This is a genomic window from Symploca atlantica LB2515, from assembly GCF_052546295.1.
This window is the reverse complement of record NZ_JBQWMT010000001.1, coordinates 4,592,051-4,615,702: the sequence shown is the minus strand read 5'-3', so window position 1 is coordinate 4,615,702 and position 23,652 is coordinate 4,592,051. Positions and strand designations below refer to the sequence as shown.

Annotated in this window: 19 protein-coding genes; 10 read left to right on the top strand and 9 right to left on the bottom strand. The window is 44.3% G+C overall.

The features are described 5' to 3' along the window. Positions 1-80 precede the first annotated feature (80 nt). The 3 genes from ACT7WV_RS19140 to ACT7WV_RS19130 all read right to left on the bottom strand — a co-directional run bounded on the left by ACT7WV_RS19140 (position 81) and on the right by ACT7WV_RS19130 (position 3,576). On the bottom strand, positions 81-827 hold the full coding sequence (locus ACT7WV_RS19140; RefSeq protein WP_445104419.1) for an ABC transporter ATP-binding protein: 747 nt from the start codon (positions 825-827) through the stop codon (positions 81-83). A gap of 119 nt (positions 828-946) precedes the next feature. Next, positions 947-2,152, bottom strand: a complete 1,206-nt coding sequence (locus tag ACT7WV_RS19135; RefSeq protein WP_445104418.1) for an ABC transporter permease — start codon at positions 2,150-2,152, stop codon at positions 947-949. Positions 2,153-2,229: 77 nt separating this feature from the next. Next, positions 2,230-3,576 (bottom strand): efflux RND transporter periplasmic adaptor subunit, encoded by a 1,347-nt coding sequence (locus ACT7WV_RS19130; protein WP_445104417.1) that lies wholly within the window; start codon positions 3,574-3,576, stop codon positions 2,230-2,232. Positions 3,577-3,923: 347 nt separating this feature from the next. Between ACT7WV_RS19130 and ACT7WV_RS19125 the strand changes: the two genes are divergently transcribed. Next, positions 3,924-4,817, top strand: coding sequence for a tetratricopeptide repeat protein (locus ACT7WV_RS19125; RefSeq protein ID WP_445104416.1), 894 nt, complete (start codon positions 3,924-3,926; stop codon positions 4,815-4,817). Between the two features lie 668 nt (positions 4,818-5,485). Here ACT7WV_RS19125 and ACT7WV_RS19120 read toward each other — a convergent pair. Continuing rightward, a complete protein-coding gene (locus tag ACT7WV_RS19120; RefSeq protein ID WP_445104415.1) occupies positions 5,486-5,887 on the bottom strand; it encodes a response regulator in 402 nt (133 codons plus the stop codon). A 132-nt stretch (positions 5,888-6,019) separates the two neighbouring features. On the opposite strand from ACT7WV_RS19120, the gene ACT7WV_RS19115 reads away from it, so the two are divergent. From ACT7WV_RS19115 to argJ, 3 genes are all read left to right on the top strand, one after another. Beyond that, entirely contained in the window at positions 6,020-8,578 is a 2,559-nt protein-coding gene (locus tag ACT7WV_RS19115) for a DNA gyrase/topoisomerase IV subunit A (RefSeq protein ID WP_445104414.1), read from the top strand. A gap of 431 nt (positions 8,579-9,009) precedes the next feature. Then, complete coding sequence (gene gatB, locus ACT7WV_RS19110; protein WP_445104413.1) at positions 9,010-10,494, top strand: Asp-tRNA(Asn)/Glu-tRNA(Gln) amidotransferase subunit GatB; 1,485 nt, start codon at positions 9,010-9,012, stop codon at positions 10,492-10,494. 373 nt (positions 10,495-10,867) lie between these two features. Beyond that, positions 10,868-12,109, top strand: a complete 1,242-nt coding sequence (gene argJ / locus ACT7WV_RS19105) for a bifunctional ornithine acetyltransferase/N-acetylglutamate synthase (protein ID WP_445104412.1) — start codon at positions 10,868-10,870, stop codon at positions 12,107-12,109. A 72-nt stretch (positions 12,110-12,181) separates the two neighbouring features. Here argJ and ACT7WV_RS19100 read toward each other — a convergent pair whose 3' ends face one another. Further along, positions 12,182-12,805 carry a class I SAM-dependent methyltransferase gene (locus ACT7WV_RS19100; protein ID WP_445104411.1) on the bottom strand — a complete coding sequence of 208 codons (624 nt, stop codon included), beginning with the start codon at positions 12,803-12,805 and terminating at the stop codon, positions 12,182-12,184. Positions 12,806-12,916: 111 nt separating this feature from the next. Between ACT7WV_RS19100 and hemH the strand changes: the two genes are divergently transcribed. Continuing rightward, positions 12,917-14,080 (top strand): ferrochelatase, encoded by a 1,164-nt coding sequence (gene hemH / locus ACT7WV_RS19095; RefSeq protein ID WP_445104410.1) that lies wholly within the window; start codon positions 12,917-12,919, stop codon positions 14,078-14,080. A 108-nt stretch (positions 14,081-14,188) separates the two neighbouring features. On the opposite strand, the gene rpsU is transcribed toward hemH, so the two are convergent. The 3 genes from rpsU to ACT7WV_RS19080 all read right to left on the bottom strand — a co-directional run bounded on the left by rpsU (position 14,189) and on the right by ACT7WV_RS19080 (position 16,869). Next, on the bottom strand, positions 14,189-14,368 hold the full coding sequence (gene rpsU / locus ACT7WV_RS19090; protein WP_445104409.1) for a 30S ribosomal protein S21: 180 nt from the start codon (positions 14,366-14,368) through the stop codon (positions 14,189-14,191). A gap of 246 nt (positions 14,369-14,614) precedes the next feature. After that, positions 14,615-15,646 carry a tRNA dihydrouridine synthase DusB gene (dusB, locus tag ACT7WV_RS19085; RefSeq protein WP_445104408.1) on the bottom strand — a complete coding sequence of 344 codons (1,032 nt, stop codon included), beginning with the start codon at positions 15,644-15,646 and terminating at the stop codon, positions 14,615-14,617. Between the two features lie 56 nt (positions 15,647-15,702). Next, positions 15,703-16,869: an AbrB family transcriptional regulator gene (locus tag ACT7WV_RS19080; protein ID WP_445104407.1), complete on the bottom strand. Its 1,167-nt coding sequence runs from the start codon at positions 16,867-16,869 to the stop codon at positions 15,703-15,705. A 308-nt stretch (positions 16,870-17,177) separates the two neighbouring features. Between ACT7WV_RS19080 and lysS the strand changes: the two genes are divergently transcribed. After that, positions 17,178-18,323, top strand: a complete 1,146-nt coding sequence (lysS, locus tag ACT7WV_RS19075; RefSeq protein WP_445104406.1) for a homocitrate synthase — start codon at positions 17,178-17,180, stop codon at positions 18,321-18,323. 92 nt (positions 18,324-18,415) lie between these two features. Here lysS and ACT7WV_RS19070 read toward each other — a convergent pair whose 3' ends face one another. Continuing rightward, positions 18,416-18,739 carry a hypothetical protein gene (locus ACT7WV_RS19070; RefSeq protein ID WP_445104405.1) on the bottom strand — a complete coding sequence of 108 codons (324 nt, stop codon included), beginning with the start codon at positions 18,737-18,739 and terminating at the stop codon, positions 18,416-18,418. 370 nt (positions 18,740-19,109) lie between these two features. On the opposite strand from ACT7WV_RS19070, the gene fabG reads away from it, so the two are divergent. The 4 genes from fabG (at position 19,110) to ACT7WV_RS19050 (ending at position 23,629) form a co-directional block, all read left to right on the top strand. Then, positions 19,110-19,805: a 3-oxoacyl-ACP reductase FabG gene (gene fabG / locus ACT7WV_RS19065; RefSeq protein ID WP_445104404.1), complete on the top strand. Its 696-nt coding sequence runs from the start codon at positions 19,110-19,112 to the stop codon at positions 19,803-19,805. Between the two features lie 370 nt (positions 19,806-20,175). Continuing rightward, on the top strand, positions 20,176-20,784 hold the full coding sequence (locus ACT7WV_RS19060; RefSeq protein WP_445104403.1) for a hypothetical protein: 609 nt from the start codon (positions 20,176-20,178) through the stop codon (positions 20,782-20,784). 49 nt (positions 20,785-20,833) lie between these two features. Then, entirely contained in the window at positions 20,834-21,361 is a 528-nt protein-coding gene (locus ACT7WV_RS19055; RefSeq protein WP_445104402.1) for a Rab family GTPase, read from the top strand. Positions 21,362-21,661: 300 nt separating this feature from the next. Continuing rightward, positions 21,662-23,629: an adenylate/guanylate cyclase domain-containing protein gene (locus ACT7WV_RS19050; RefSeq protein ID WP_445104401.1), complete on the top strand. Its 1,968-nt coding sequence runs from the start codon at positions 21,662-21,664 to the stop codon at positions 23,627-23,629. The last annotated feature ends 23 nt before the right edge of the window (positions 23,630-23,652 follow it).

Here is a 23,652-nt window from a genome sequence, read left to right as displayed (position 1 = left end):
TAATAAGCGCCATACTGCTCACTCCGCAGTACAAATTGAGACTAATTGCTCTTAGCTGATTACTAACTGGGGAAAGTTAATTAAGAAACCGCCACTTGAACCATTTCCTCTGGGGTCAAAGAGGAATGTATCACCTCGCCGTCGCGGAACCAAACAATACGCTTGGTCAGACGTGCTACCTCTGGTTCGTGAGTCACCATGACCACGGTAATGCCACTAGCATTGAGTTGAGTAAAAATCTCCATCACTTCGGTGGTGGTGCGAGAATCTAAAGCCCCAGTCGGCTCATCTGCCAACACTAGGACTGGTCTATTGACGATAGCACGAGCGATCGCTACCCTTTGCTGTTGTCCCCCAGAAAGTTGTGTTGGCTTATTGGTCATGCGGTTGCCTAAACCTACCCTCTGCAAAGCTTCCCTAGCGCGATCGCGTCTTTCACTTAGGGGAATACCAGCATAAACCATGGGCAGCATCACGTTTTCCAGCGCCGTTAATTGGGGCAGTAGATGGAACTGCTGAAAGACAAAGCCAATCTTGAGATTGCGAATTTTTGCTAGCTCAGAATCATCTAGTCTAGATACGTCAACCCCATCTAGGTAATACTGTCCTGATGTCGGTCTATCAAGACAGCCGACAATATTCATTACCGTAGACTTACCAGAGCCAGATGCTCCCATAATCGAGCAATACTCACCCTGCTCCACAATCAGGCTAACATCAACCAGTGCTTTGACTTCAGTATTGCCATAACCATAGATTTTAAAGATATTTTCCAGGCGAATAATGACAGGCTTGTGAACCGGAGTCTCAGGTTTACTCTTGTCCATTTCTAATAGCAGTTAGCAACTGCTTACAATTTACTCTCTATAGCTAACTCAAAATTCTTCAAGAGTCTTTATTGTCCTCCTTTTCTCGAAACCGAAGTTACACCTCACTAACCTAAAAATTAGGCGCTCCGCAAAGCTACAATCGGGTCAAGTTTTGCTGCCTGTCGCGCTGGTACAACCCCAAAGAACAACCCAATACCACCAGAGAAACCGACGGCTAGGGTGATTGCCGCCATTGGTACACTAGGTTTGAGGGGGGTAATGATACCAACGAGCATACCCCCACCGATGCCGATTCCTGTGCCAATAATGCCGCCCATTACCGACAAAATCACTGCTTCGATGAGGAACTGAGTCAGAATATCTCTTTGGGTGGCACCAATTGCCTTGCGCAAACCGATCTCCTGGGTGCGCTCAGTCACCGAGACCAGCATAATATTCATGATGCCAATACCGCCCACTAATAGAGAAATACCTGCGATCGCACTCAGCAATAAGCTCATTGCCCCCGTTATTTGACCAACTAGTTCCAGGAAAGACTTACTAGCCACAACCGTAAAATCTTTTTTACCATGCAGGCGCGTCAGTACATTTGTTATCTGAAATGATGCGGCTCTAATACTAGACTGATCCTTTGCCGTCACCTGAATATAATCTACAGGAATGCCATAGGCAGACTTACGACCAGCTACCTGGTTAGCCATCGTAGTAATCGGGATATAGACAAACTCATCCGGGTTATCTCCGACAAAAGAACCTTTAGCTTGCATCACCCCAATTATCTGAAAAGACAGATTGTTGATCAGCACTTCCTTGCCGATTGGGTTCTCATTATCAAACAACTTACTAGCTGCGTCTGCTCCCAAGGCAACTACTTGAGCATTTCTTTGCTGTTGAGAAAGGTCAAAAAAGCGACCCTGAGCCACTGGTATATTGAGTACAGCCGTCATCTCTGGCGTTGTTCCCGTGACGCTGGTAGAGAGTCTTCTACTGCCGTGAGAGAGGGATAGTCTGCTGGAGATCATGGGAGCCACATCCGTTACCGCAGGCACTTGATTCTTAATCGCCTCAGCGTCTGAGAGTACTAGCCTTTGCTCTTGGATTGCTAAACCCTCTCTATCTTCACTAGCAGTAAAGACAACCAGCCGATTAGCTCCAAAAGCTTCCAGTTTGCCTACCATAAAGTTTTGCGCTCCCTGGCCAATACCGACCATCGCAATTACGGAAGCATTACCGATGATAATACCCAGCATAGTTAGACTACTACGTAGCTTGTTAGCCCTCAGGGTAGTGACCGCCATGTTGACGCTTTCAAAAATATCCATAGCCTAACTCTCCCCTTAATTTTCGAGCGATTAGCGCGGTCTTGGCTCCTCAAAACTGATAGCTGACAGACAACTAGCTAGAATGCTACTGTGTCAACGCCTTCGATTTTTTGGTCTGCTGGAGGCTCAATAAAAATCCTTTCCCCCTGAGAAACTCCCTGAAGAATTTGGGCTTGATTGCCGTTGTCTGGGCCGACTGTGACTGATCGGAATTGAGCTTTATTCTTATTCTTTTCGTCAGGCACTAAAACACCCGTCTGACCATCTTTTTTGGTGACAATCGCAGCCAGGGGAACTACCAACGCATTCTGGATTTCGTCACCCAGAAAAGCTAATTTGACATTCATGCCTGACTTTAGTTTGTTTTGACCTGTTTTTAGAGCTACCTTGACTCGAAAGAGTGTGACATTATTTTCCTGAACAGCTCTAGGCGCAATTAAGCGGACACTACCCGTAAAGCTTTCCTCTGGATAGGCATCAGAGCTAATTTCTACAAATTGACCTGGTTTAATACTGGCAATACTAGCTTCTGGGACTTTCGCTTCCACTTCTAAGCCACTAGAGAGTTCAGCGATAGAAGCGGAACTGGCACCATCACTAGAAGAGGCTGCTGTTGTGGGCGTTACAAAGTCACCTTTTTCGGCAAACAACTGTGTAATTGTGCCAGCAAAAGGAGCACGAATTAAGGTATTTTCTAGCTGAGTTTCGTAGTACTGCAATTGAGCTTTTGCTTGGGCAACTTCAGCTTCAGCTTGCGCGATTTCTTGGGGACGCGTACCATTGCGAATTTTTGCCAAGCTTTCTCTTTGTTCTTTGAGACGAGAGGTTTGCGCATCCAGATTAGCTTTTGCCTCTCGTTCTGCGTTCACATAATCTCCGAGTTCGTTACTAGAAATTGCTCCATCTTTTGCCAAGAGTTGGTTACGTTGTAGCTCTTCGGTAGCGCGATTCAACCTTGCCTGAGCCTCGGCAACATTTGCCTCAGCTGTTCCCACTCTTGCCCTAGCTTCGGCAATTTCTTCTGGACGATTACCGACACGCTTTTGAGCTAAATCTGCCTCATATCTAGTAAGTAAAGCTTTGTATTGATTGACTTGAGCTTGAAACTGCTCACTCTCCATGCGCGCCAACAATTGGCCTGGCTCTGCTCGGTCACCTTCATCAATATATAATTGGTCAATGCGGCCCGCTTCTTTGGGACTGAGGTTAATTTTCCTTACTGCTTGGACAACACCGTTGCTTTTAATTTGAATCGCCAAGCTTTGAGAGGTAACGGCTACAGTCTGCTGGGCAATATCTGATTGGCGAGGATTACCCTGGAGCGCGAAGTATGTAGTAGCGACTGTTCCCAGTAAGCCAACGGTAATCAATCCCGTTAGCCAGGGATGGCGTTTCCTGAATTTATCAAGCATTAGTAGTTCCATCGGTTTGTCCCTCACCTCAGGACTATCTCTAGTTTAGAGGGTGAATACAACCCACACTTCATCCGGGCAGTTCACCCATTTGGGTGATTTTGCTTTTTTACTCTTGCCAAGCTATATCTACAGTTTTGATGCTCTCAAGGGTTTAGTGTTTAAAACTTAATCTTTGCTTATACTGCTCCCAGTATTGCTAACTAACCCTACCAATATTTGCTGCAGAGATAGTTCTACAGATAACAGGTTGTAGCAGTATCTTGTAATCCCGGAAAAATTTTGGCTGAGATTTCTGTAACGATCAAGTCAATTATGCGCTAATTTAGCGGAAGATTCTCTCTTTGTTGTCTTTCGCCGTGCCCAAGCATATTCCTTTATTTTCTCTTCTGGTTATCTTTGGTTTGCTAAGTGTACAAACACCAGCTTCTGGGCAGGCGCTCTTGCCCTATACCCTACAGCTTGATTCAGAAAAACTAGAGCAACAGGGCTTAAATTTGGTTCAAGATGCGGTTCAGTTAGTACGCTTTCAGCAGTATGAACTAGCACTACCCAAAGCCGAACTAGCGATTCAACTTGCTCCTGATATCTATCAAACCTGGTTTATCTTAGGTACTTTGTATGTGCAAAACCAGGAGTTGGATAAAGGCATTGCTGCCTTAAAAAAAGCCAGAAGCCTAGCACCAGACGAAGCAGTAATTTTATTTAATTTAGGTTCAGCACATCTGAAAAAAGAGGACTATCAAGCTGCCGTCACCGACTTATCAGCGGGGTTGAAGTTACAATCCGAGGTTCCAGAAGCTTTGTTCGCTCTGTTTGACTTGGGCAATGCGTACTACATGCTCAAGGATTTCGATAAAGCTGTTTCGGCTTACGATAAAGCCGTCGCTAAGGAAAAAGACTTCTGGCCAGCAATTAATAATATTGGGCTAGTTAAGTATGAGCAGGGTGACGTTACGGGTGCAATTGACAAATGGCAAGCAGCAATCGCCGTTGATCAGGAAGCCGCAGAACCTAAATTAGCGGTAGCCGTGGCACTCTACGGTCAAGGTGAGCTAGAAAAAGCCATCTCCATGGGAGAGGCGGCGATCCTCTTAGACTCTCGTTACGCTGACTTAGAGTTTCTCAAGGAGAATCTTTGGGGCGAACGTCTGATTTCGGCAACTCAAAAGTTTCTAGAAAACCCGAAGATCCAAGATGCCCTTGCCAAAAGTCAACAAACGCCCATCACAGTAGAAGTTGCCCCTGAGTAAAGAGTAGCAAGCAAAGACATTGCGCTTCACTCCTTTTAAGAGGGTTTAGAAGTGGGTGGAAAGTTACACCGCCCTCTTATCAGGCAATCCCCGACTAACTATGACGACTAAATATTTCATCTCTTGGGCAAGTTTCTCTCACGAATTACTGATAAAGTCTATAACTACTAACTTTATTAACTGGGAAAAATATTTCTCCCCATTGCCTCTAGAAAGAGTTTTTCGGGTTTTTATCTGCAATTACTAGTCGATCCTTCCTTAATTCCCTGATTGAGGCGTGGGGCTTTTATCCGTCGAAATTTATTGATCCACAAAAGTAGTGACGCATCCTTCTCTAAAGAGGATATATATACAAGATTACCTGATATTTGCAGGCTCACAGCCAAAAAATCTGCTCGGAAAGCTCGTTGTTCACTTGAACCTTAGGGCTGAGAGTGTACTATTTGTGTTTGGATATGTAAATAAATCACAGGCAGAATAGCACAAGGACTCAAGCTACTAGACCCTCCTTTTGTTGTAATAGAAGGTGCCTAATATGTTATCAATATGTAACCATAATCTATGTTATCGAGTTGCCGCGCCGATTTTCTTACCCTGAGCAAGCCAAAACAACCATAGTAGGGACATTCAGGTGGTGGTGGTTCAATCAAGCAGGACGGGATAAGAATTTATTTATCTTCTGGTAACAGTGCCATGATCTGATCAACAAATTGTTGATGGTCAACCACTGGCTTAGAAATGTAGCCGTCGGCACCACTTTGCTTGAGGAAGTTTTCGCGATCGCCCTCCATCGCGTGAGCTGTAACTAGAATAATCGGCATATCTTTAGTTTGAATGTCAGCTTTCAACATCTGAGTAATTTTAATGCCGTCCACTGACTTACCCTGGTAAACGCTGTGGGCTAGGGAAACATCCATCAAAATAATGTCAGCCGTTCTAGCCTGGGCAATTTGCATGACCTCTTCAACATCTTCGGTATGTTTAACATCCAAGCCGCCGCGCTTGCTGAGAATTTTGGAAAAAACGCGGGCATTAATCGGGTCGTCTTCTACAATCAGGACGGTTTTCATAGGCTTTACATCAAGAAGGTCTTCATTTTCAATAGTGCGCTTTGATTATAAGTCTGACAGGGACTTTGTAATCTTGCCATTGAAAAAGCGATACTTCATTAAATTTTGGTCAGAAAAGAGGAAACTTAACTCATGGCAAAACAGCTGAACCTGCTTGCAACTGGTCAGGTCATCCCCACGGCATTACACACGGAGATGCAACGGTCATATCTCGAATATGCCATGAGTGTGATTGTGGGGCGTGCCTTACCCGACGTCCGCGATGGTCTCAAGCCTGTTCATCGACGCATCTTGTATGCGATGCATGAGTTAGGTCTCACACCAGACAGACCTTTTCGTAAATGTGCTCGTGTTGTCGGAGACGTTTTAGGTAAATATCACCCCCACGGTGACCAGGCGGTTTACGACGCCATGGTGCGTCTCATTCAAGTCTTCTCAACACGCTATCCTCTCCTAGATGGTCATGGAAACTTTGGTTCGGTAGATAATGACCCGCCAGCAGCAATGCGTTACACCGAAACCAGGTTATCTCTAATTGGCAATGAATCACTACTTGCAGAAATTGGTGAGGCGACCGTTGATTTTGCCAATAACTTTGATGGCTCTCAGCAAGAGCCCGTAGTACTGCCTGCCCAGTTGCCAGTTTTATTGCTCAATGGCTGCTCCGGCATTGCTGTAGGTATGGCTACTAATGTTCCTCCCCATAATTTGGGAGAAGTAGTCGATGCACTGATTGCTCTAATTGACCGTCCCGATTTAGCAGACGAGAAATTGTGGAAATTAATTCCAGGGCCAGATTTCCCAACCGGAGGAGAAATTGTTGAGACCTCAGGCATTAGGGATGCCTACAATACTGGTCGTGGTAGTATCCCGATGCGGGGTATTGCTCAAGTTGAAGCAATTCCTCGTGGTCGAGGCAGGCGCGGCAGACGAGAAGCCATCATAATCACTGAATTGCCCTATCAGGTGAATAAGGCAGCCTGGATAGAAAAAGTCGCAGATCTAGTCAATCAAGGGCGTATTGAAGGAATTGGAGACTTACGAGACGAAAGCGATCGCCAAGGCATGCGGGTGGTTATAGAAATCAAGCGAGATGCCTTAGCCCAAGAAGTGCTTCAGCAGCTATACCAGCACACCGCACTCCAAAGCAACTTTGGGGCGATTATGCTAGCGCTAGTCAACGGACAGCCACGCCAGCTCACCCTAAGGCAATTGTTAGAAGAGTTTCTCCGTTTCCGAGAACAGACTCTCACCAGGCAATATACTTACGAGCTTGAGGAAAAACAAAGACGCCTTCACATCGTAGAAGGTTTACTAGCGTCTTTAGTACAACTAGACACAGTTATCGAAATCCTCAGAAATTCAGCTGATGGTACTACGGCAAAGAGGTCTCTCCAAGACCAGTTAAACATTAGCGAGAGTCAGGCAGATGCCATCTTAGGAATGCCCCTGCGACGCCTTACTGGTCTAGAAAAGCAAAAATTACAAACGGAATTCGATGAACTGAGTCTCCGCATTGATCAGCTGCAACGACTGCTCAGTAACCGGCAAGAGTTGCTCAAAGCCCTCAAAAAGGATTTGCGATCGCTCAAGCGCAGGTATGCCGATTCCCGCCGTACCAGGATCCGATCACAGCGCCGTGAGCAGGCAGAGCAAGTCAGCAAGAAAACTAAACTTTCCCCAGCTAAAAAAGCACAGGAGCAAAAAACCAAGGGAGCTAAGGGACAAAAAACTCAGATATCTGCTCAATCTTCACTTCCCCTCGATGATCAACAGACAATACTGGAATTTACTCATCAAGGGTACGTGCAACGACAGCGCCCTACCTCCTCAAAAAAAGCAACCAGATCGATCAAGACAGGAGATGACTTTGTTGTTAAGGCTCAGCTAACCTCAACAGAACAGGAGTTAATAATAATCACCAGTGGTGGCAAAGCTTACCCCGTCAAAGTTCGAGATATTCCACCAGCGGCTGGACTCAAGCAGGGGACTTCTTTAGTGGAATTGCTACCTCAAGCAGCGCAATCAGAAAATGTTACTGCCCACTTGAAGCTGCCTGATTCTCTGAAAAATTCCACCCTCATTTTGCTAACTCAGCAAGGACGCATCAAGCGGATACCAGCCTCAGAGTTAAATAACCTGACAACTAGGGGTACAACTCTGATCAAGCTTAAGGATGAGGATCAATTAAAGTTCGTCAGCCTTGCTCACACAAATCAACAACTAATCTTGGCAACCAGCAATGGGCGACTATTACGCTTTGAAATTGATAACCAACAACTGCCACTGATGGGGCGCACTGCTCAAGGTAATCAGGCTTTGCGGTTGCGCCGTCGAGAGCGCTTGATTGGTTGTGTGACCCTCAGTGCTAATGACAACCTTTTACTGGTTTCTGAGCAAGGGTGCGGTAAGCGACTGCCAGGGAGTGTGGTTAGATTGGTAAATCGAGGCGATCTAGGCACTCAGGCACTACAGTTTAAAACTTCTACAGACAGTTTGGTGGGAATTGCCCTGGCTTCACCAACCTCAGAGGTTATGCTGGAAACCAACACTGAGCGAAGACTACGTTTACCGATGGACACTGTCAAGTTATGGGGCAAAGATGGTACAGGTGATCAGGTAGCTAAACTCAAGCCGGAAGAAAAGATCATTAGTGTCACTGTTATGGAGATACAGAAAAGCCTCACCTAATTTCATCAAGCAGATGGGAAACTCCCATAACTTTTGACTCAAACTAAGGATTTTAGATGTTACTTTAATAGCAATTCTTAATAATTTATCAGCAGAAGATTTGGTTGAATTATTCTCCTTGTCAACCTTATGTGGTTGTCCCTTGACCTAAATCTTGCTGCTATATTGAATTGCTAGACATACCACTTACCAAGCATCTTTTCACTATTACCGCGAAGAAATTGGCACGAGAGACTCGATCAACCCAAGACAAAGATAAACTAAGGTCTTAGGGTTCAAAAACAGTGAAATTATCTAGCTGATTAACTAAAAAAAACTCGCTTGTGTAAATTTCACCAGATTGCCTTTTAGTTCGATAAAGATCATCAGAGCGGTTACAGAAAGCTACAATAGAGCCAGACTGTTGCCGAAAAACAGTAAATACAATTCACATGACGACTGCTGCACCGATAAAAACTCAGTACGAAGCAATCATTGGTCTAGAAACCCATTGTCAACTGAGTACTCAAACTAAAATTTTCTCTCCTGCCTCTACAGAATTTGGTGCTATCCCTAATACCAATATTGATCCCATTACTCTGGGATTGCCAGGGGTATTGCCGGTACTAAATCAAAAGGTATTGGAGTACGCTGTCAAAGCAGGTTTGGCACTAAATTGCCAAATTGCACCTTACAGCAAATTTGATCGCAAACAGTACTTTTATCCTGATCTACCGAAAAACTACCAGATCTCTCAATTTGACCTGCCCATTGCTGAGCACGGCTGGCTAGAGATTGAACTGACTGACGATACCGGGAACCCAATCTGTAAAAAAATTGGCATTACCCGTCTTCATATGGAGGAAGATGCTGGAAAGCTGGTTCATGCTGGTAGCGATAGGTTATCGGGTTCTACCTACTCCCTGGTGGACTATAACCGGGCTGGGGTGCCACTGATTGAAATTGTCTCAGAGCCTGATATGCGCTCTGGTCAAGAGGCGGCAGAATATGCCCAGGAACTACGTCGTATCGTGCGCTATATCGACGTCAGTGATGGCAACATGCAGGAAGGTTCTCTACGCTGCGATGTCAATGTTTCTGTACGCCCTTGGGGGCAAAAGGAGTTTGGCACCAAAGTTGAAATCAAAAATATGAACTCCTTCAGCGCTATTCAAAAAGCAATTGACTACGAGATAGAGCGGCAAATAGCAGCACTCGAATCTGGAGAAACAATTGCGCAAGAAACGCGCCTTTGGGAAGAGAATAGCCAGCGCACTATCAGCATGCGCAGCAAGGAAGGTTCTAGCGATTATCGCTATTTCCCGGAACCTGACTTGCCACCGATTGAGGTATCCAAAGAGCAGTTACACGAATGGGGTAGTCAACTCCCAGAGCTTCCGGCGCAAAAGCGACATCGTTACGAAAATGAGCTGGGACTCTCTGCTTATGATGCCCGCGTGCTGACAGATGATCGATTGGTGGCAGAATATTTTGAAGCCGCTGTTGCTGCTCAAGCTAATCCTAAGCAAACAGCCAACTGGGTAATGGGAGATATTGCCGCTTACCTTAACACCGAGAGGCTAAAAATAACCGAAATTGCTCTCAAGCCACTCATTTTGGCAGAAATGGTCAACCTAATTGAAGACGGCACGATTAGCGGCAAAATTGCTAAAGAGATATTGCCTGAGCTGCTATCTCAGGGCGGTTCTGCTAAGGAACTAGTTGCACAAAAGGGTCTCAGCCAAATCTCTGACACTGCTCAATTAGAAGCCATGATCGATCAGGTAATTGCCTCTCACCCCAAAGAGCTGGAACAGTATCGCAACGGTAAAACTAAGTTGCAAGGATTTTTTGTGGGTCAGGTGATGAAAAAAACTAGCGGGCGAGCTGATCCCAAACTGACTAATCAACTACTGGGCAAGAAACTCAACGGTTGACAACACTGACGACTTCTCAAGGTTTGCTAAAAAGTCAAATGCTGCCTCGTTTTTGACAATGTTGTCAAAAAAGTAAAAAAAGATATCTGGATGACACCCCTCATCCCGCCAATAATATTTTTTGGTGGGTAGGTACACCCTGATGATTAAGGGAGTTGCTTAGGCAGCTCTCCTTTTTTTAAGATTTTTTTTGATTGGGGGTGACACCCCTCAGTCTGAATGTGCTATATTTTGATAAGTAGATGCACCCTGATGATCAAGAGAGTTGCTTAGGCAGCTCTTTTTTTTTGCAAATCGGTAGCTTCGATGTCTGGCAACCTGAGACTTGATATAATCACCTCTCATGCACGAGTGATGGTTTTCAGGAGGATTCATGTCTGACTGGCAGAAAATTTCCGGTGGTATCACAGCTCCCAGGGGCTATAGGGCGTCAGGAATTGCCGCTGCTCTTAAACCTTCTGGGCTGCCCGATTTAGCATTGATTTTGTCAGATGTGGACGCGATCGCAGCTGGAGTCTTCACTACCAGTCGAGTTCGGGCTGCCTGTGTAGACTACTGCCGTCAGAGCCTGCAAGCCAAACATAGCGCTCGCGCCATACTCTGTAACGCTGGTCAAGCCAACGCTGCAACAGGCGAACAGGGTTGGCAAGATGCCGTGACAAGTGCTCAAGCCTTGGGACAAGCCCTAGACATTCCACCAGATTTAGTGTTACTAGCCTCTACCGGCGTGATTGGTCAACGCATTCGTATGGAGGCTCTTCTATCAGGAATTCCTCAACTCGTCGCTGCTGCTTCAGAAACTGGTTCAGATGAAGCTGCCAGCGCTATTATTACCACAGATTTAGTTACAAAATCCGTCGCCCTGGAGACAACTATCGATGATCGTCCAGTGCGCTTGGGGGGTATTGCCAAGGGTTCTGGCATGATTCATCCCAACATGGCAACTATGCTGGCTTTTGTTACCTGCGATGCTGCGGTTTCTCCTTCCCTGTGGCAGCAGATGCTGAGTCGGGCAGCGGATAAAAGCTTCAATCAAATTACTGTAGATGGCGATACCAGCACTAATGACACTCTGATTGCTTTGGCTAATGGTCAATCCCGTACAGCCGCCATTACTCAAATGGGGCCAGCCGCCGAAAAGCTAGAGGCGATGCTGACGGAAGTTTGCCAGTATTTAGCAAAAGCGATCGCGCGGGATGGTGAAGGTGCTACTTGCCTCATCGAAGTGCAAGTTACTGGCGCACCAGATGACCAAGCGGCCCGTCAAATTGCGAAAACCATTGTTGGTTCATCTTTGGTTAAATCGGCGGTGTTTGGTCGTGACCCCAATTGGGGTAGGATTGCCGCAGCAGCAGGACGTGCGGGTGTGCAATTTGATCAGGAAAATCTCAGAATTCAAATGGGTAATTTTTTACTCATGGAGAATGGTCAACCTCTAGCTTTTGACCGTGGTGCTGCTAGTGCTTATTTGAAACAAGCGGCGGCTGGTGAGTATATGCAACAAGATACTGTTTTAATCTCGGTCAGTATCGGCAATGGTCAAGGCGTTGGTAAGGCTTGGGGCTGTGATTTGAGTTATGACTATGTGAAGATTAACGCGGAATATACTACTTAAAGTAGTGCATCTGCGATCGCCTCAAGCCACAAGTGTTTGGTTAAGGAGTTTGATGACTCTGTAATCTTTAATCTATTTTTTAGCCTGGATCACCTGCAAACTACCACCAGCACGCAAATTGTGCTTGTCAATTTCAAAACCTGTCTGTTCAAGCAATCCTACCAAATCGGTTGCCAACAATTGCCAAGCTGTCTCAGTTTCAAACAACCACATAAATAATGCTAGTCCAGGCCAAAAGAGAAAATTTGTCGGCTTGTGAAAGTCAACTAGTGTCCAGATACCTTCCGGTTTGAGTACTCGGTAAACTTCCTCGACAATTCGCTTTAGTTCAGAAGGCTTCATTTCGTGTAGCGCCACACTAGTATGGACTAAATCAAACTGAGAGTCAGGGAAAGGTATCTCTTGAGCCAAAGCTTCCACATAGTTGGCTTGGGGAACATTCCGTTGTGCCCGTTGTAGTGATACAGGTGATACATCTAAACCAGTAACATCATGAGATAATTTCACCAGAAATTGGGTAGCCTGACCACTACCACAACAAAGATCTAAAACCTTAGTTTCTTTGCCAACTGTTAACCCTTGCCAAGGTAGCTGGCGAAATTGTTCTTCTCCGCCAACGCTAATCGCAGCAATTCGAGAAATGCCATCATAAAGCCACTGGTATTGATAACTCCAAGTCCTCAAGATGGTAGCCACGGCTCTTTCCCTGGTAAAGATCTATGTTTCTTAATGCCAATCTAAACCATTAGAAGTATATATTGTTAAAATCAGTAACAAATATGAAATAGTTGGGAAACTGTTATTACTATGGGTCGTGTTGGGGTATTATTACTTAATCTAGGTGGACCAGACGAACTGGAGGATGTCCGTCCTTTTCTCTTCAACTTATTTTCTGACCCCGAAATTATTCGCTTGCCTTTTCCCTGGCTACAAAGCCCCCTGGCTTGGCTGATTTCTACGAGACGCGCCAGACAATCTCAAGAAAACTACCGGCAAATCGGCGGAGGTTCGCCACTACGGCAGATTACAGAGGTGCAAGCAGACGCTCTGCAAGAGCAGTTGCAGCGAAGAGGACAAGAGGTTAGTGTGTACGTGGGAATGCGCTACTGGCATCCCTTCACAGAAGAAGCGATCGCTCAAATTAAGCGCGATGCAGTTGAAAATCTGGTAATCCTTCCCCTTTACCCCCAATTTTCCATCAGCACCAGCGGTTCTAGTTTCCGTCTTCTAGAACAACTCTGGCAAGAAGATCCAGCTCTTGATCGGATTGAATATACTGTAATTCCTTCTTGGTATCAGGAACCGGGTTATCTGCAAGCAATGGCGCAGCTAATTGCCCAAGAACTAGATAACTGTCCCAACCCCGACCAAGTTCACATCTTCTTTAGTGCTCACGGCGTTCCTCTCAGCTATGTCAAAGAGGGGGGTGACCCCTACCAGCAGGAAATTGAGGATTGCACGGCCCTGATCATGCAAACTTTAAAGCGACCCAATCCTCACACACTAGCCTATCAAAGTCGAGTTGGCCCTGTAGAGTGGCTCAAACCTTATACTGAAGACGCGATCATGGAACTTGGTAGCCAGGGAGTTAAAGAGCTGCTGGTGGTGCCGATAAGCTTTGTCTCCGAACACATCGAAACTCTGCAAGAAATTGATATTGAGTACCGAGAACTCGCAGAAACATCAGGCATTGAGAACTTCCAGCGTGTACCAGCACTGAACACCCATCCTGTCTTTATTGATTCCTTGGCAACCTTGGTAGTTGAAGCCCTAGAGAATCCTAGCCGTAAGTTCTCAGAGGTGATACGTCCGCAGAAAAAGGTCAAAATGTACCCGCAAGAGCGTTGGGAGTGGGGTTTGACCCCAACGGCAGAAGTCTGGAACGGTCGTGTGGCAATGGTCGGCTTGATTGCTCTACTGTTAGAGTTAATTATCGGTCAAGGACCTCTGCACTTTGCCGGATTATTGTAAGGTAACATCTTTAAAAAACTGTATTGACCCACCTTGAATGAATCCCACTCCTACAGGGAGGAGTGGGATTTACTGTCTGAATTACCTTGAAAAGGATTATTGCGGGCCTTAGCGGTATCGGCGTTTGCGCCTTCTGGCAACAGCTTTGCGCTTTTTCTTTTCAATGGGAGTCTCAAAGTGACGCAGGCGCTTCATGTCTGCAAAAATACCTGCCTTTGAAACCTGACGCTTAAAGCGACGCAGAGCTGACTCAATACCTTCATTTTCACCTACAACCACTTGGGTCATGTTTATCTCTTCCTGAACTCGAACAAATAGTTGGGATGACTTGCTTGACAACATCGTATCTATAGCAGAATTAGCGATTGCAGCAAGCCAAGAATTCTAGTCTACACAGTTGCTTACATTATAATAAACACCTCTGTTGACTAATGGTCGGTAAATCAGAATAACTCAAATTGACTAGCTTAAGTCAAGAGCTAGTGACTCTACCACAAGTAATTTAACAGCTAAATCTCTTGGCAAATGCACAGGTTACTCTACACTAGTCGTACTAGCAGTGTTCAGAAGAGCAATCATACCCTCAATTAACTCAACACCTTGGATCAGAGTTTCTACTCTACTAAGCCTATTACGTAATTCTCCAGCACCAGCAAAACCTTTGGCATACCAAGTTAAATGTTTCCTTGCCTGCTGGATACCCCGCATGCCCTTATACTCCCATAGCGCTTGCAGATGATCCTTGGCACATTCTAAACGTTCCACCGCTGTTGGTGACTGTCGCTGTTGTCCTGTTTTCAGAAAGTGGTCAATTTCTCCCACCAAAAACGGATAGCCAAGAGTCCCTCGCGAACACATTACCCCATCTGCGCCCGTCATTTCTAAACATCTCACCGCCGTCTCAACAGAAAAGATATCCCCGTTGGCAATTACTGGAATTGAGAGAATCTCCTTAACTTGCCCAATCCATTCCCACCTAGCAGCGCCATTGTAGCCCTGATCACGAGTGCGGCCGTGCAGCGTGAGCATTTGGGCCCCTGCCTCTTCCATCCGTTTGGCGAATTCGAGGATATTAATTTCTTGATCTGTCCAACCGATGCGAGTTTTCACTGTAACTGGAACTGGCACAGCCTGAACCACGGCCCGCACAATTGCCTCAGCCGTTTCTGGTTCCCGCAACAGAGAAGAACCGCCGCCATTTTTGGTGATTTTATTGACGGGGCAACCCATATTGATATCAATCGTATCTGCCCCTTCCTCTACAGCCATTTGCGCCGCTTGACCTAGAAAGTCAGGGCGACAATCAAACAACTGAATACTAATGGGTTTTTCATTGGGGTCTACTTCCATAATCTTAGGCAGCGTCTTCAGATGACAGAGCCCTTTGGCATTGACCATCTCGGTGTACATCATCGAATCCGGGGCATAACGACGCACCAAGCGGCGGAATACCAAATCCGTAACACCAGATAGAGGAGATTGCAAAACCCGACTTTTGACTTCAAGGGAGCCAATTTTCAGCGGAGTAGATAACCTTTGTTGTAATTGGGGAGAGAGAACAGGCATTAATTGTTAATTATTATCTGAAGCCATCCAATCACTTAGTTCTAACAGTAATTGCTTCATTTTCCCTCCGATTGACAATTAGAGGGCTTCTCCTTAGCCATCAAAGCTGCTAACCAGGGGCTAATTAGTAAAATCACCAACATTCGGCTCATCTGCATTGCCATCACTAACCCCGCATCACCGCCCAATTGTACGACTGTAGCAATCATCGCTTCAGTTCCCCCAGGAGTGAATCCCAACACGGCTGTGATCAGATCAACATGGGTCATGACGTGGAATTCGTAACCTACTCCGAGACAGCTGGCAATCAACACAATTACTAAAACCAATTCAATTAGCACCGCTTTCCAGAGTTTGCGGGCAGCTTGCCAGTCAAATTTGATGCCAATCGAGAGTCCTACTAGCAGCATACCTGCGGAGAATAGCCAAGGAGGTACTTGTAGTTGAGGAAGCAACCAAAAAGTTGCTAGTCCCACCAGAAATGTACCTAAGAATCCAGAGGAGGGTAGGCGAAGCCTCTGTCCTATGGCAACTCCGGCACCACAGCAGAGAAATAGCACCAACAGGTTCAGGGATATTGGTAGGGAGGGATGGCTAGCTATCGGCAGATTAGTTGTAACCTGGGTGACTAGATTGGCAGGAATTAATAAGCTGACTGTAGTTGGCACTAGTAAGACAACTAACAACAGCCGAAGATACTGAAATACCGCAACAGCGATCGCATCAGCACCCATTTCTTCGCTCATGGCAACAATGCTAGAGGCGACACCGGGTATGAAAGCTAAAAAACCCGTGGTGCGGTCTATACCAGCCCAGCGCCCTAACAGGTAACCGTTGAGCAGGCTCAAGCTGCCCGTAACTAAAATACACAATAGCAAAGGTACAGCATAGGTTTTTGCTGTACTCAGCGTCTCTGGGGAAAAGCGAACGGCAGTGGCAATACCCATTAAGGCTTTCCCGATGACGAGAAAAGCAGCAGGTAGCGGTTGGGCACGATCCTGGATGACGGCATAGGCAATCCCAATCAGCATCGGCCCAAGTAACCAACCGACAGGAATATCTAGCCAACTAAAAAGGAAGCCAGCCAAGATTGCTACTGCTAGCTGTTCGGCAATTCTTTTACTCTCTGGCAAATTTGAGACTATTGCTTGCCTTAAGTGAGTATGTTGAACTTGATGATCTTCAAGAGAGGATTCAGCTAAAGGGAGGATTTTCCAAACCACAGAATTTATAGAGTGTTAAGGCAAGGGTACTTATAGGATAATCAATTGATACTTTTCTCCCTAGTAGAGAGGGGTTTTTCAAAAGATTCTCACGCCCTTAGGCTGAGGAGTATCAAAGACTACTTTTTAGCAGCTTTATGGAATTCAGAGTCCTGCTGATAAAACTTCGTTGTGTAGAAAAACAAATACTATCTTAAATTCTCGTATTGTATTTTCAAGTTTATGCAAAAATACTACAAACACTGTAATCCTGAAATTTTGAGGGTTTAGAGTATGCTTGTCAATATTTAAGGTAAGACAACACTGAAATGTCGCTGAGTAAATTTGCAATTATTGACAGTACTTTGCGTGAGGGTGAGCAATTTTGTCAGGCTAACTTTTCGTTAGATGAAAAAGTCGCAATTGCCACAGCACTAGATAATTTCGGCGTTGAATATATTGAACTAACCTCTCCTTTTGCCTCACCCCAATCTCGTCGAGATTGTGAGTATTTGGCTGGCATGAATTTGCAAGCTAAAGTCCTAACCCATATTCGCTGCCGTCTAGAAGATGCCAAAGTTGCCTTAGATACTGGCGTAGACGGAATTAATTTGGTTATCGGCACCTCTTGCTTCCTGCGCCGATTTGGTCATGGTAGGAGCATCAACGAGATTATTGATCTAGCAACTGAAGTCATTACCTTCATTCATGAGCAAAGTCCTGAGACTGAGTTGCGCTTTTCCACAGAGGATTCTTTCCGGAGTTCTCTGCAAGATTTATTGCGCGTTTATCTGGCAATTGAGCAACTAGGACTAGTTAATCGTTTCGGTATCGCTGATACGGTGGGTGTCGCCACCCCAAATCAAGTTTTTCAGATAGTTCAAACTCTACGCCAATGCTCTGGTAGAGATATCGAATTCCATGGTCATAATGATACTGGTTGTGCGATCGCTAATAGTTATGCTGCCCTGGAAGCAGGGGCAACCCATATTGATACAACTGTGTTGGGCATAGGTGAACGCAACGGGATTACGCCTTTGGCTGGACTAATTGCCCGCCTTTATACCCTCAATCCACAGCAGTTGAGTCGCCAATACCGCCTGCACCACCTTCTAGAACTGCATGAGCAAGTGGCTGATTTAGTCGGTATCACTATTCCCGCTAACCATTACATTATTGGTAGTGCTGCCTTCAGCCACAAAGCCGGCATCCACACTAAGGCGATGCTCAATAACTCTAAGACCTACGAAATTATCGACCCCGGTGATTTTGGTCTGAAGCGGTCGTTTTTAATTAATCATAAACTTACAGGTAGACATGCGATCGCTAATCGCTCTACTCAGTTGGGACTGAATATAGACGAATCCCGAATTCAAGTCATTACTCAGGAAATTAAAGCCTTGGCTGATCAACAAACTCTGACTCTAGACAGGGTGGACAGAATATTGTATTCTGCGCAAAACTTAACCCAGTAAAAATACCTGTAAGGGACTCAGATAAGAGCCGATCAAGTCTAGTGCATCCTAACATTGAGAAAGCCTTGTCTTGATAGCACCTAAGTCAAAGTTTACCGCCCTTGATTCTCTTGAGTGTTGTCCTCCGTAGGAAGTTCAACGTCAACATCGGGAACTTCTATCGTCTTTTCCTCTTGTCTGACTTCGACTTCTGGAACAGTAACCTCTTTTTCCTCTGTCCCGACCTCAACCTTGGGCCCCTCAACTTCATACTCTGGTAACTTTCCAGGTTCCACGTCAACGTTAACTTCCGGTGCTTCCCCGGCTTCTTGTTTTTCAACCGTACAACCTGTTGAAACTATAACAAGCGCAGTCAGGGGAAGTAAGAGAACGCGCTGTATTTTTGCTGAAAACATAATCTTTTGTGTAGGATTCATTATTTCGTTACTGGGGCATTCACAAAAAATTGGATAACCCTCTGAAGCTGAAACACTGCCATTTTATAAAAAATAGTCAAATTTAATCTCTTACTATAGGCGTAAATCTAGTAAGTATTAGTGAATTGTCAAACTGGTATTTATGCTCTTAAAAAACTCGCTGACTTAAGATTTAGGCGTCGCTGAATCAGGGTATGAATTGTCATTGTGAATGTAAGTGAACAATCCCGCTAGATGCTACACTTTGCTAACACTCCCTTCAGCGTGACAAAAGCAAAATCCTACTCCAAATTAGCAACACCAAGATTTGCTTTGGTAAAAGGTCTGATGACGATATGTTGATAGGAGTGTGCAACAACATTCAAAAATCATGAAAGGCAAGCAAGTTTTACTAACTGGCGGTACTGGCGGCTTAGGAATAGGTGTGACACCAGTAGTACTATCCCAAGGAGCAAGGGTAACTATCCCTTACCGTAGTGAGAAAGATATCGAACGCCTCAAGGACATCCTTTCACCTGCTGATTTTAATCGGATAAACTTCGTTAGTACAGATCTCACAGAGGAAGCCGCAGTAGCAAAACTAATAAATCAGATGGAACAGGTAGACGTACTTATCCATCTAGTAGGTGGCTTTTCTATGGGTAAAACCCATGAATATAGTTTTGAAGATTGGAAACAAGACTTTAACTTAAACTTGCACACCACTTTTCTTGTCTGTAAACATAGTCTGAAGAAAATGCTCTCAAGTGGTTACGGACGGATTGTCACCGTAGGTTCTAGAGGTGCTGTGCAACCAGCAGGACAATTAGCTTCTTATGGTGCATCGAAGGCGGGGGTAGTAGCGCTGACAAAAGCGATCGCCGATGAAACAAAAAATACTAACATTACAGCTAATTGTATACTTCCTAGTGTCATTGACACTCCGGCTAATCGCAAAGCAATGGGTGAAGAAAATGCTAACCAATGGGTGAAGCCAGAATCCCTTGCCCAAGTTATTTGTTTCCTCGCCTCAGAAGCTGCTCAAGATGTACGAGGCGCAGCTATTCCCGTATATGGCAGTGTATAATTGCTTCCACCAGATGTAATCTAGATCACAGTAACTACTGTCAAAATTGCCAGTAACTATCCATGATTGACCCCTTGTAAGGTAAATAATTGCCTGCTCAATGTTAGCGTAGCAGCGCCATAGCATAATATGGGACTAGAAAAAGAAAACCTGTCTGCATGGATAGGATTCAAATAGTTGACAGACTTTGAGAGGCTCAAGCAATACAACAAGCTCTATTTTGTTTCTCTGTTACTTAGTATTTTCCATAAGCAAGTAAGGTTACAAGGGGTTTGTTGGCTTACTAATTCTGCTGGATAGTCCGGTGGAAATTACCCGGTGCATCTCCTGATTGGCACAAAAGCTCTACCAAAAATTGAGAGGTTCAACCGTGGGAGACATCACAAAAGAGGACGTGCGCGAAAGACTAGGAAATATTGAGAAGATTCGTGATCTTCTTTTCGGCGCTAAGTTGCGGGAGTATGATAATCGTTTAGCTGAGATAGAGTCGCACTTATCGACTTTACAGCAGGGAATACGCAATCAGGTAGAACAGCTCAAGGCTTCCTTAAGCAAGGAAGTAGGTACAGTCGTCGATTCTCTGGATAAAAAGCTCAAATCTCTTAAGGGAAATTCCCAAGAAGAGAGCGCGGAAATTCATCAACAGCTCGAACAGCTTAACAAAAAACTTGCCCACAGTGTTGGCTTAATTGACGAAATAATTTATCAGCAAGCTACTTCCCTTAAAGAAGAACTAGCAGAAACTTCAAAAGAACTTAACCAAAATGTTGTAAGTCTTAGGGAGCAAATTTATCAAGATTTAGAAAAACGCTTTAAAACCATCAACCAAACTAAAGTATCAAGAGATGATACGGCAGAAATCATCTTAGAGATTGCCTTGAGAATTAAAGGAACTGAGTTAGTTTCTGAACTCAAAAAAGCGGCCAATCCTGGTTCTCAGGAAAATTTTAGTTTAATCAAGCATAGCCAAAAGCTCTAATCGGCTCAAAAATATCTTGAATAAAACTAAATCCAACAACTAATAATGTATGGATTATATTTCTAAAAAAATTTGTCTCGTTGGTGATTTTGGGGTAGGTAAAACTAGTCTGATTAGACGCTTCGTCGAGCGTCAATTTAGCGATCAATATCTTTCGACGGTAGGAGTGAAAATTTCTCGCAAAACTATAGAGTTACTAGGCGAAGAATCTCAGAAGATGCAGAAACTACAGGTAATAATTTGGGATTTAGAAGGTCATACAAAATTTAAGGCAATTGCGCCAAGTTACTTGCAAGGAGCCAGTGGTGCTATAGTTGTAGCCGATGTCACTCGCCCTGAAACGATAGAACATATTGCAGAGCGGGTCAACTTGTTTTTGGCTGTTAATCCCAAGAGTCCTGTGATCATTGCCTTGAATAAAACTGACTTGGTGACTCAAGAAGAAATATCAACAATTAGCCAATTTGACCAAATTCATCAAATTATCGGGACTTATCAAACTTCAGCCAAAACTGGTTTACATGTTGATAAAATATTTCAAAAATTAGCCGATAAAATGCTGAAAAAAGCTCACTAAATTAAAAGAAATTTTTTAACTTTTTTGAAATTCAATATTAGTTATTGATTTTTTTTTAGTGGGTCTAGATATTGACTTAAATAAAGGAAATGTATTTACTATAATTTTTCTTTATCTCATTAATTCAAATTATAATCGACAACAATATGATAAAATGGAGCAAGGAACTTGTATTTGTACCTTCAGAGGTAAAAAAATCAGGAGCAAGTTAAAAGCCGCCTATCCAGCAAAGCTGGCTCAAAATAGGTCGGTGATTTTGCATTTACTAAAAACAATATTCTGCCCAATGTTTAAATCAAGATGATTTCCTCTTTAAACAAACTAATATCTCTTTTGGCACCAGGTAAAAGAGAATATTTGGTAGTAGATCAGGAATTCAAAATTATTGAGGCTTCCTTGGGAACACAAAGGTTTGCCGATTGTCCCAACCAAGTTATTCAAGGCAAGGACGTCAGACTTAGTTTTCCTGAACTTATTGGTTTAGAAAATATACTAATCAACATTATCAAAGAGCGAGAAGCCAGCTTTGAAATCAAAAGTATTGGTCGTTCTATAGCTAATTCCTTACCCCTGTATATCGATATTTATATTATTAAGCATCCCTATCAAGAAAGCAAAAAAAATCAATTAATAATCTTCTTGGAAGATATAACTACTAGGATGCTTCTAGAACAAAAACTAGTTCAGTCATCCAACGAAAAAGCTATTTTAATAAGTGCCTTGTCCACATCCAAGGCTTACATTGATAAAATTATTGCCTCAATGGGAGATGCTTTATTAGTAACAAATTCTTGCGGGGTTATCAAAACAGTAAATGAATTTGCTCAAACTTTATTTGGCTATGAACAATCAGAGTTGGTCGGTAATTCGATTTCAATGATTATCAGCGACCAGAACTTATTAGTAACTGAAATTCAGCAGAACCTCTCGGAACAAACAGATTCACTGAAATATTTAGAAATGGTTTGTCGAACTAAAAGGGGAGAAAAATTAGAAATCGCTTTTTCTTGCTCAGCTATTTATAGTGATCATCAAAACACAGCATCGACAAAAGATATTATCTATGTTGGTCGGGATATCACTGAGCGTCAACGTAACCAAAAACGGCTCTCAGCACAGCATATTACCAGCAAAATTTTGTCAGAGTCTGCTACTATTGCTGAGGCTATCCCAAACATTCTTCAAGGGATTTGTCAAAGCTTGGGGTGGGATGCTGGGGAATTTTGGGCTGATCAGAATAAGCTAAACAGCATCTCTATTTTGTTGCATTGTCAGGAAACTTGGTCGAGATCTGTAGTTAATACTTCAGAGCTTACCGCCCTCAGACGTCAGACTACCTTGGCTCCCAGTTCGGGCTTAGCCGCTCATGTTTGGGCAACAGGTTCTGGTTACTGGATTGCCGATGTAGTCAATGATACCAGCTTTGCTCACCCAGAATCCATCTCTCTGCCAGGGCTACGGGGAGCATTTGGATTTCCGATTCAGGGTGATAGCGAGATGCTGGGAGTCATGATTTTCTTTAGCCGCGAGATCCAGCAGAGGGATGAACAATTGCTACAAGTAATGGATGCTATCGGTAGGCAATTAGGTCAGTTTATCAAGCGCAAGCAAGCGGAAGAGGAACTGCGCAACCAAAAAGAAGAAACTGACCGATTGTTGCTCAACATTTTGCCTTGTGCGATCGCTAACCGTCTGAAGCGCGGTTCAGGTACAATTGCAGATGACTTTGCCGAAGTCACTGTTTTATTTGCTGATATTGTTAGTTTTACAGAATTTTCAGCGAAGATTTCACCGACTGAAACCGTGGAAATGCTTAATGAAATTTTCTCAGAGTTTGACCAGCTTGCCCAACAGCATGGTTTAGAGAAAATTAAAACCATTGGAGATGCCTATATGGTGGTAGGAGGCTTGCCAACGCCCCAGGATAACCACGCTGAAGCGATCGCTAATATGGCACTTGACATGCAAGCAACTATCCCCATTTTTCGCAACAAAATTGGCAAAGATTTCAGCATCCGCATTGGCATCAATACCGGACCAGCGGTGGCGGGAGTAATTGGTCTCAAAAAATTTAGTTATGACTTATGGGGTGATACAGTAAATGTCGCTAGCCGTATGGAATCACAAGGTTTGGCTGGACAGATTCAGGTAGCAACCGATTGCTACGAACGCTTAAAGGAGAAATACTTATTTAAAGAGCGGGGTGCGATTTTTGTCAAAGGCAAAGGCTTAATGAAGACATACCTACTTATGGGCAAAAAAGATTGACCTCTACCCTGCTGGTAAAGACG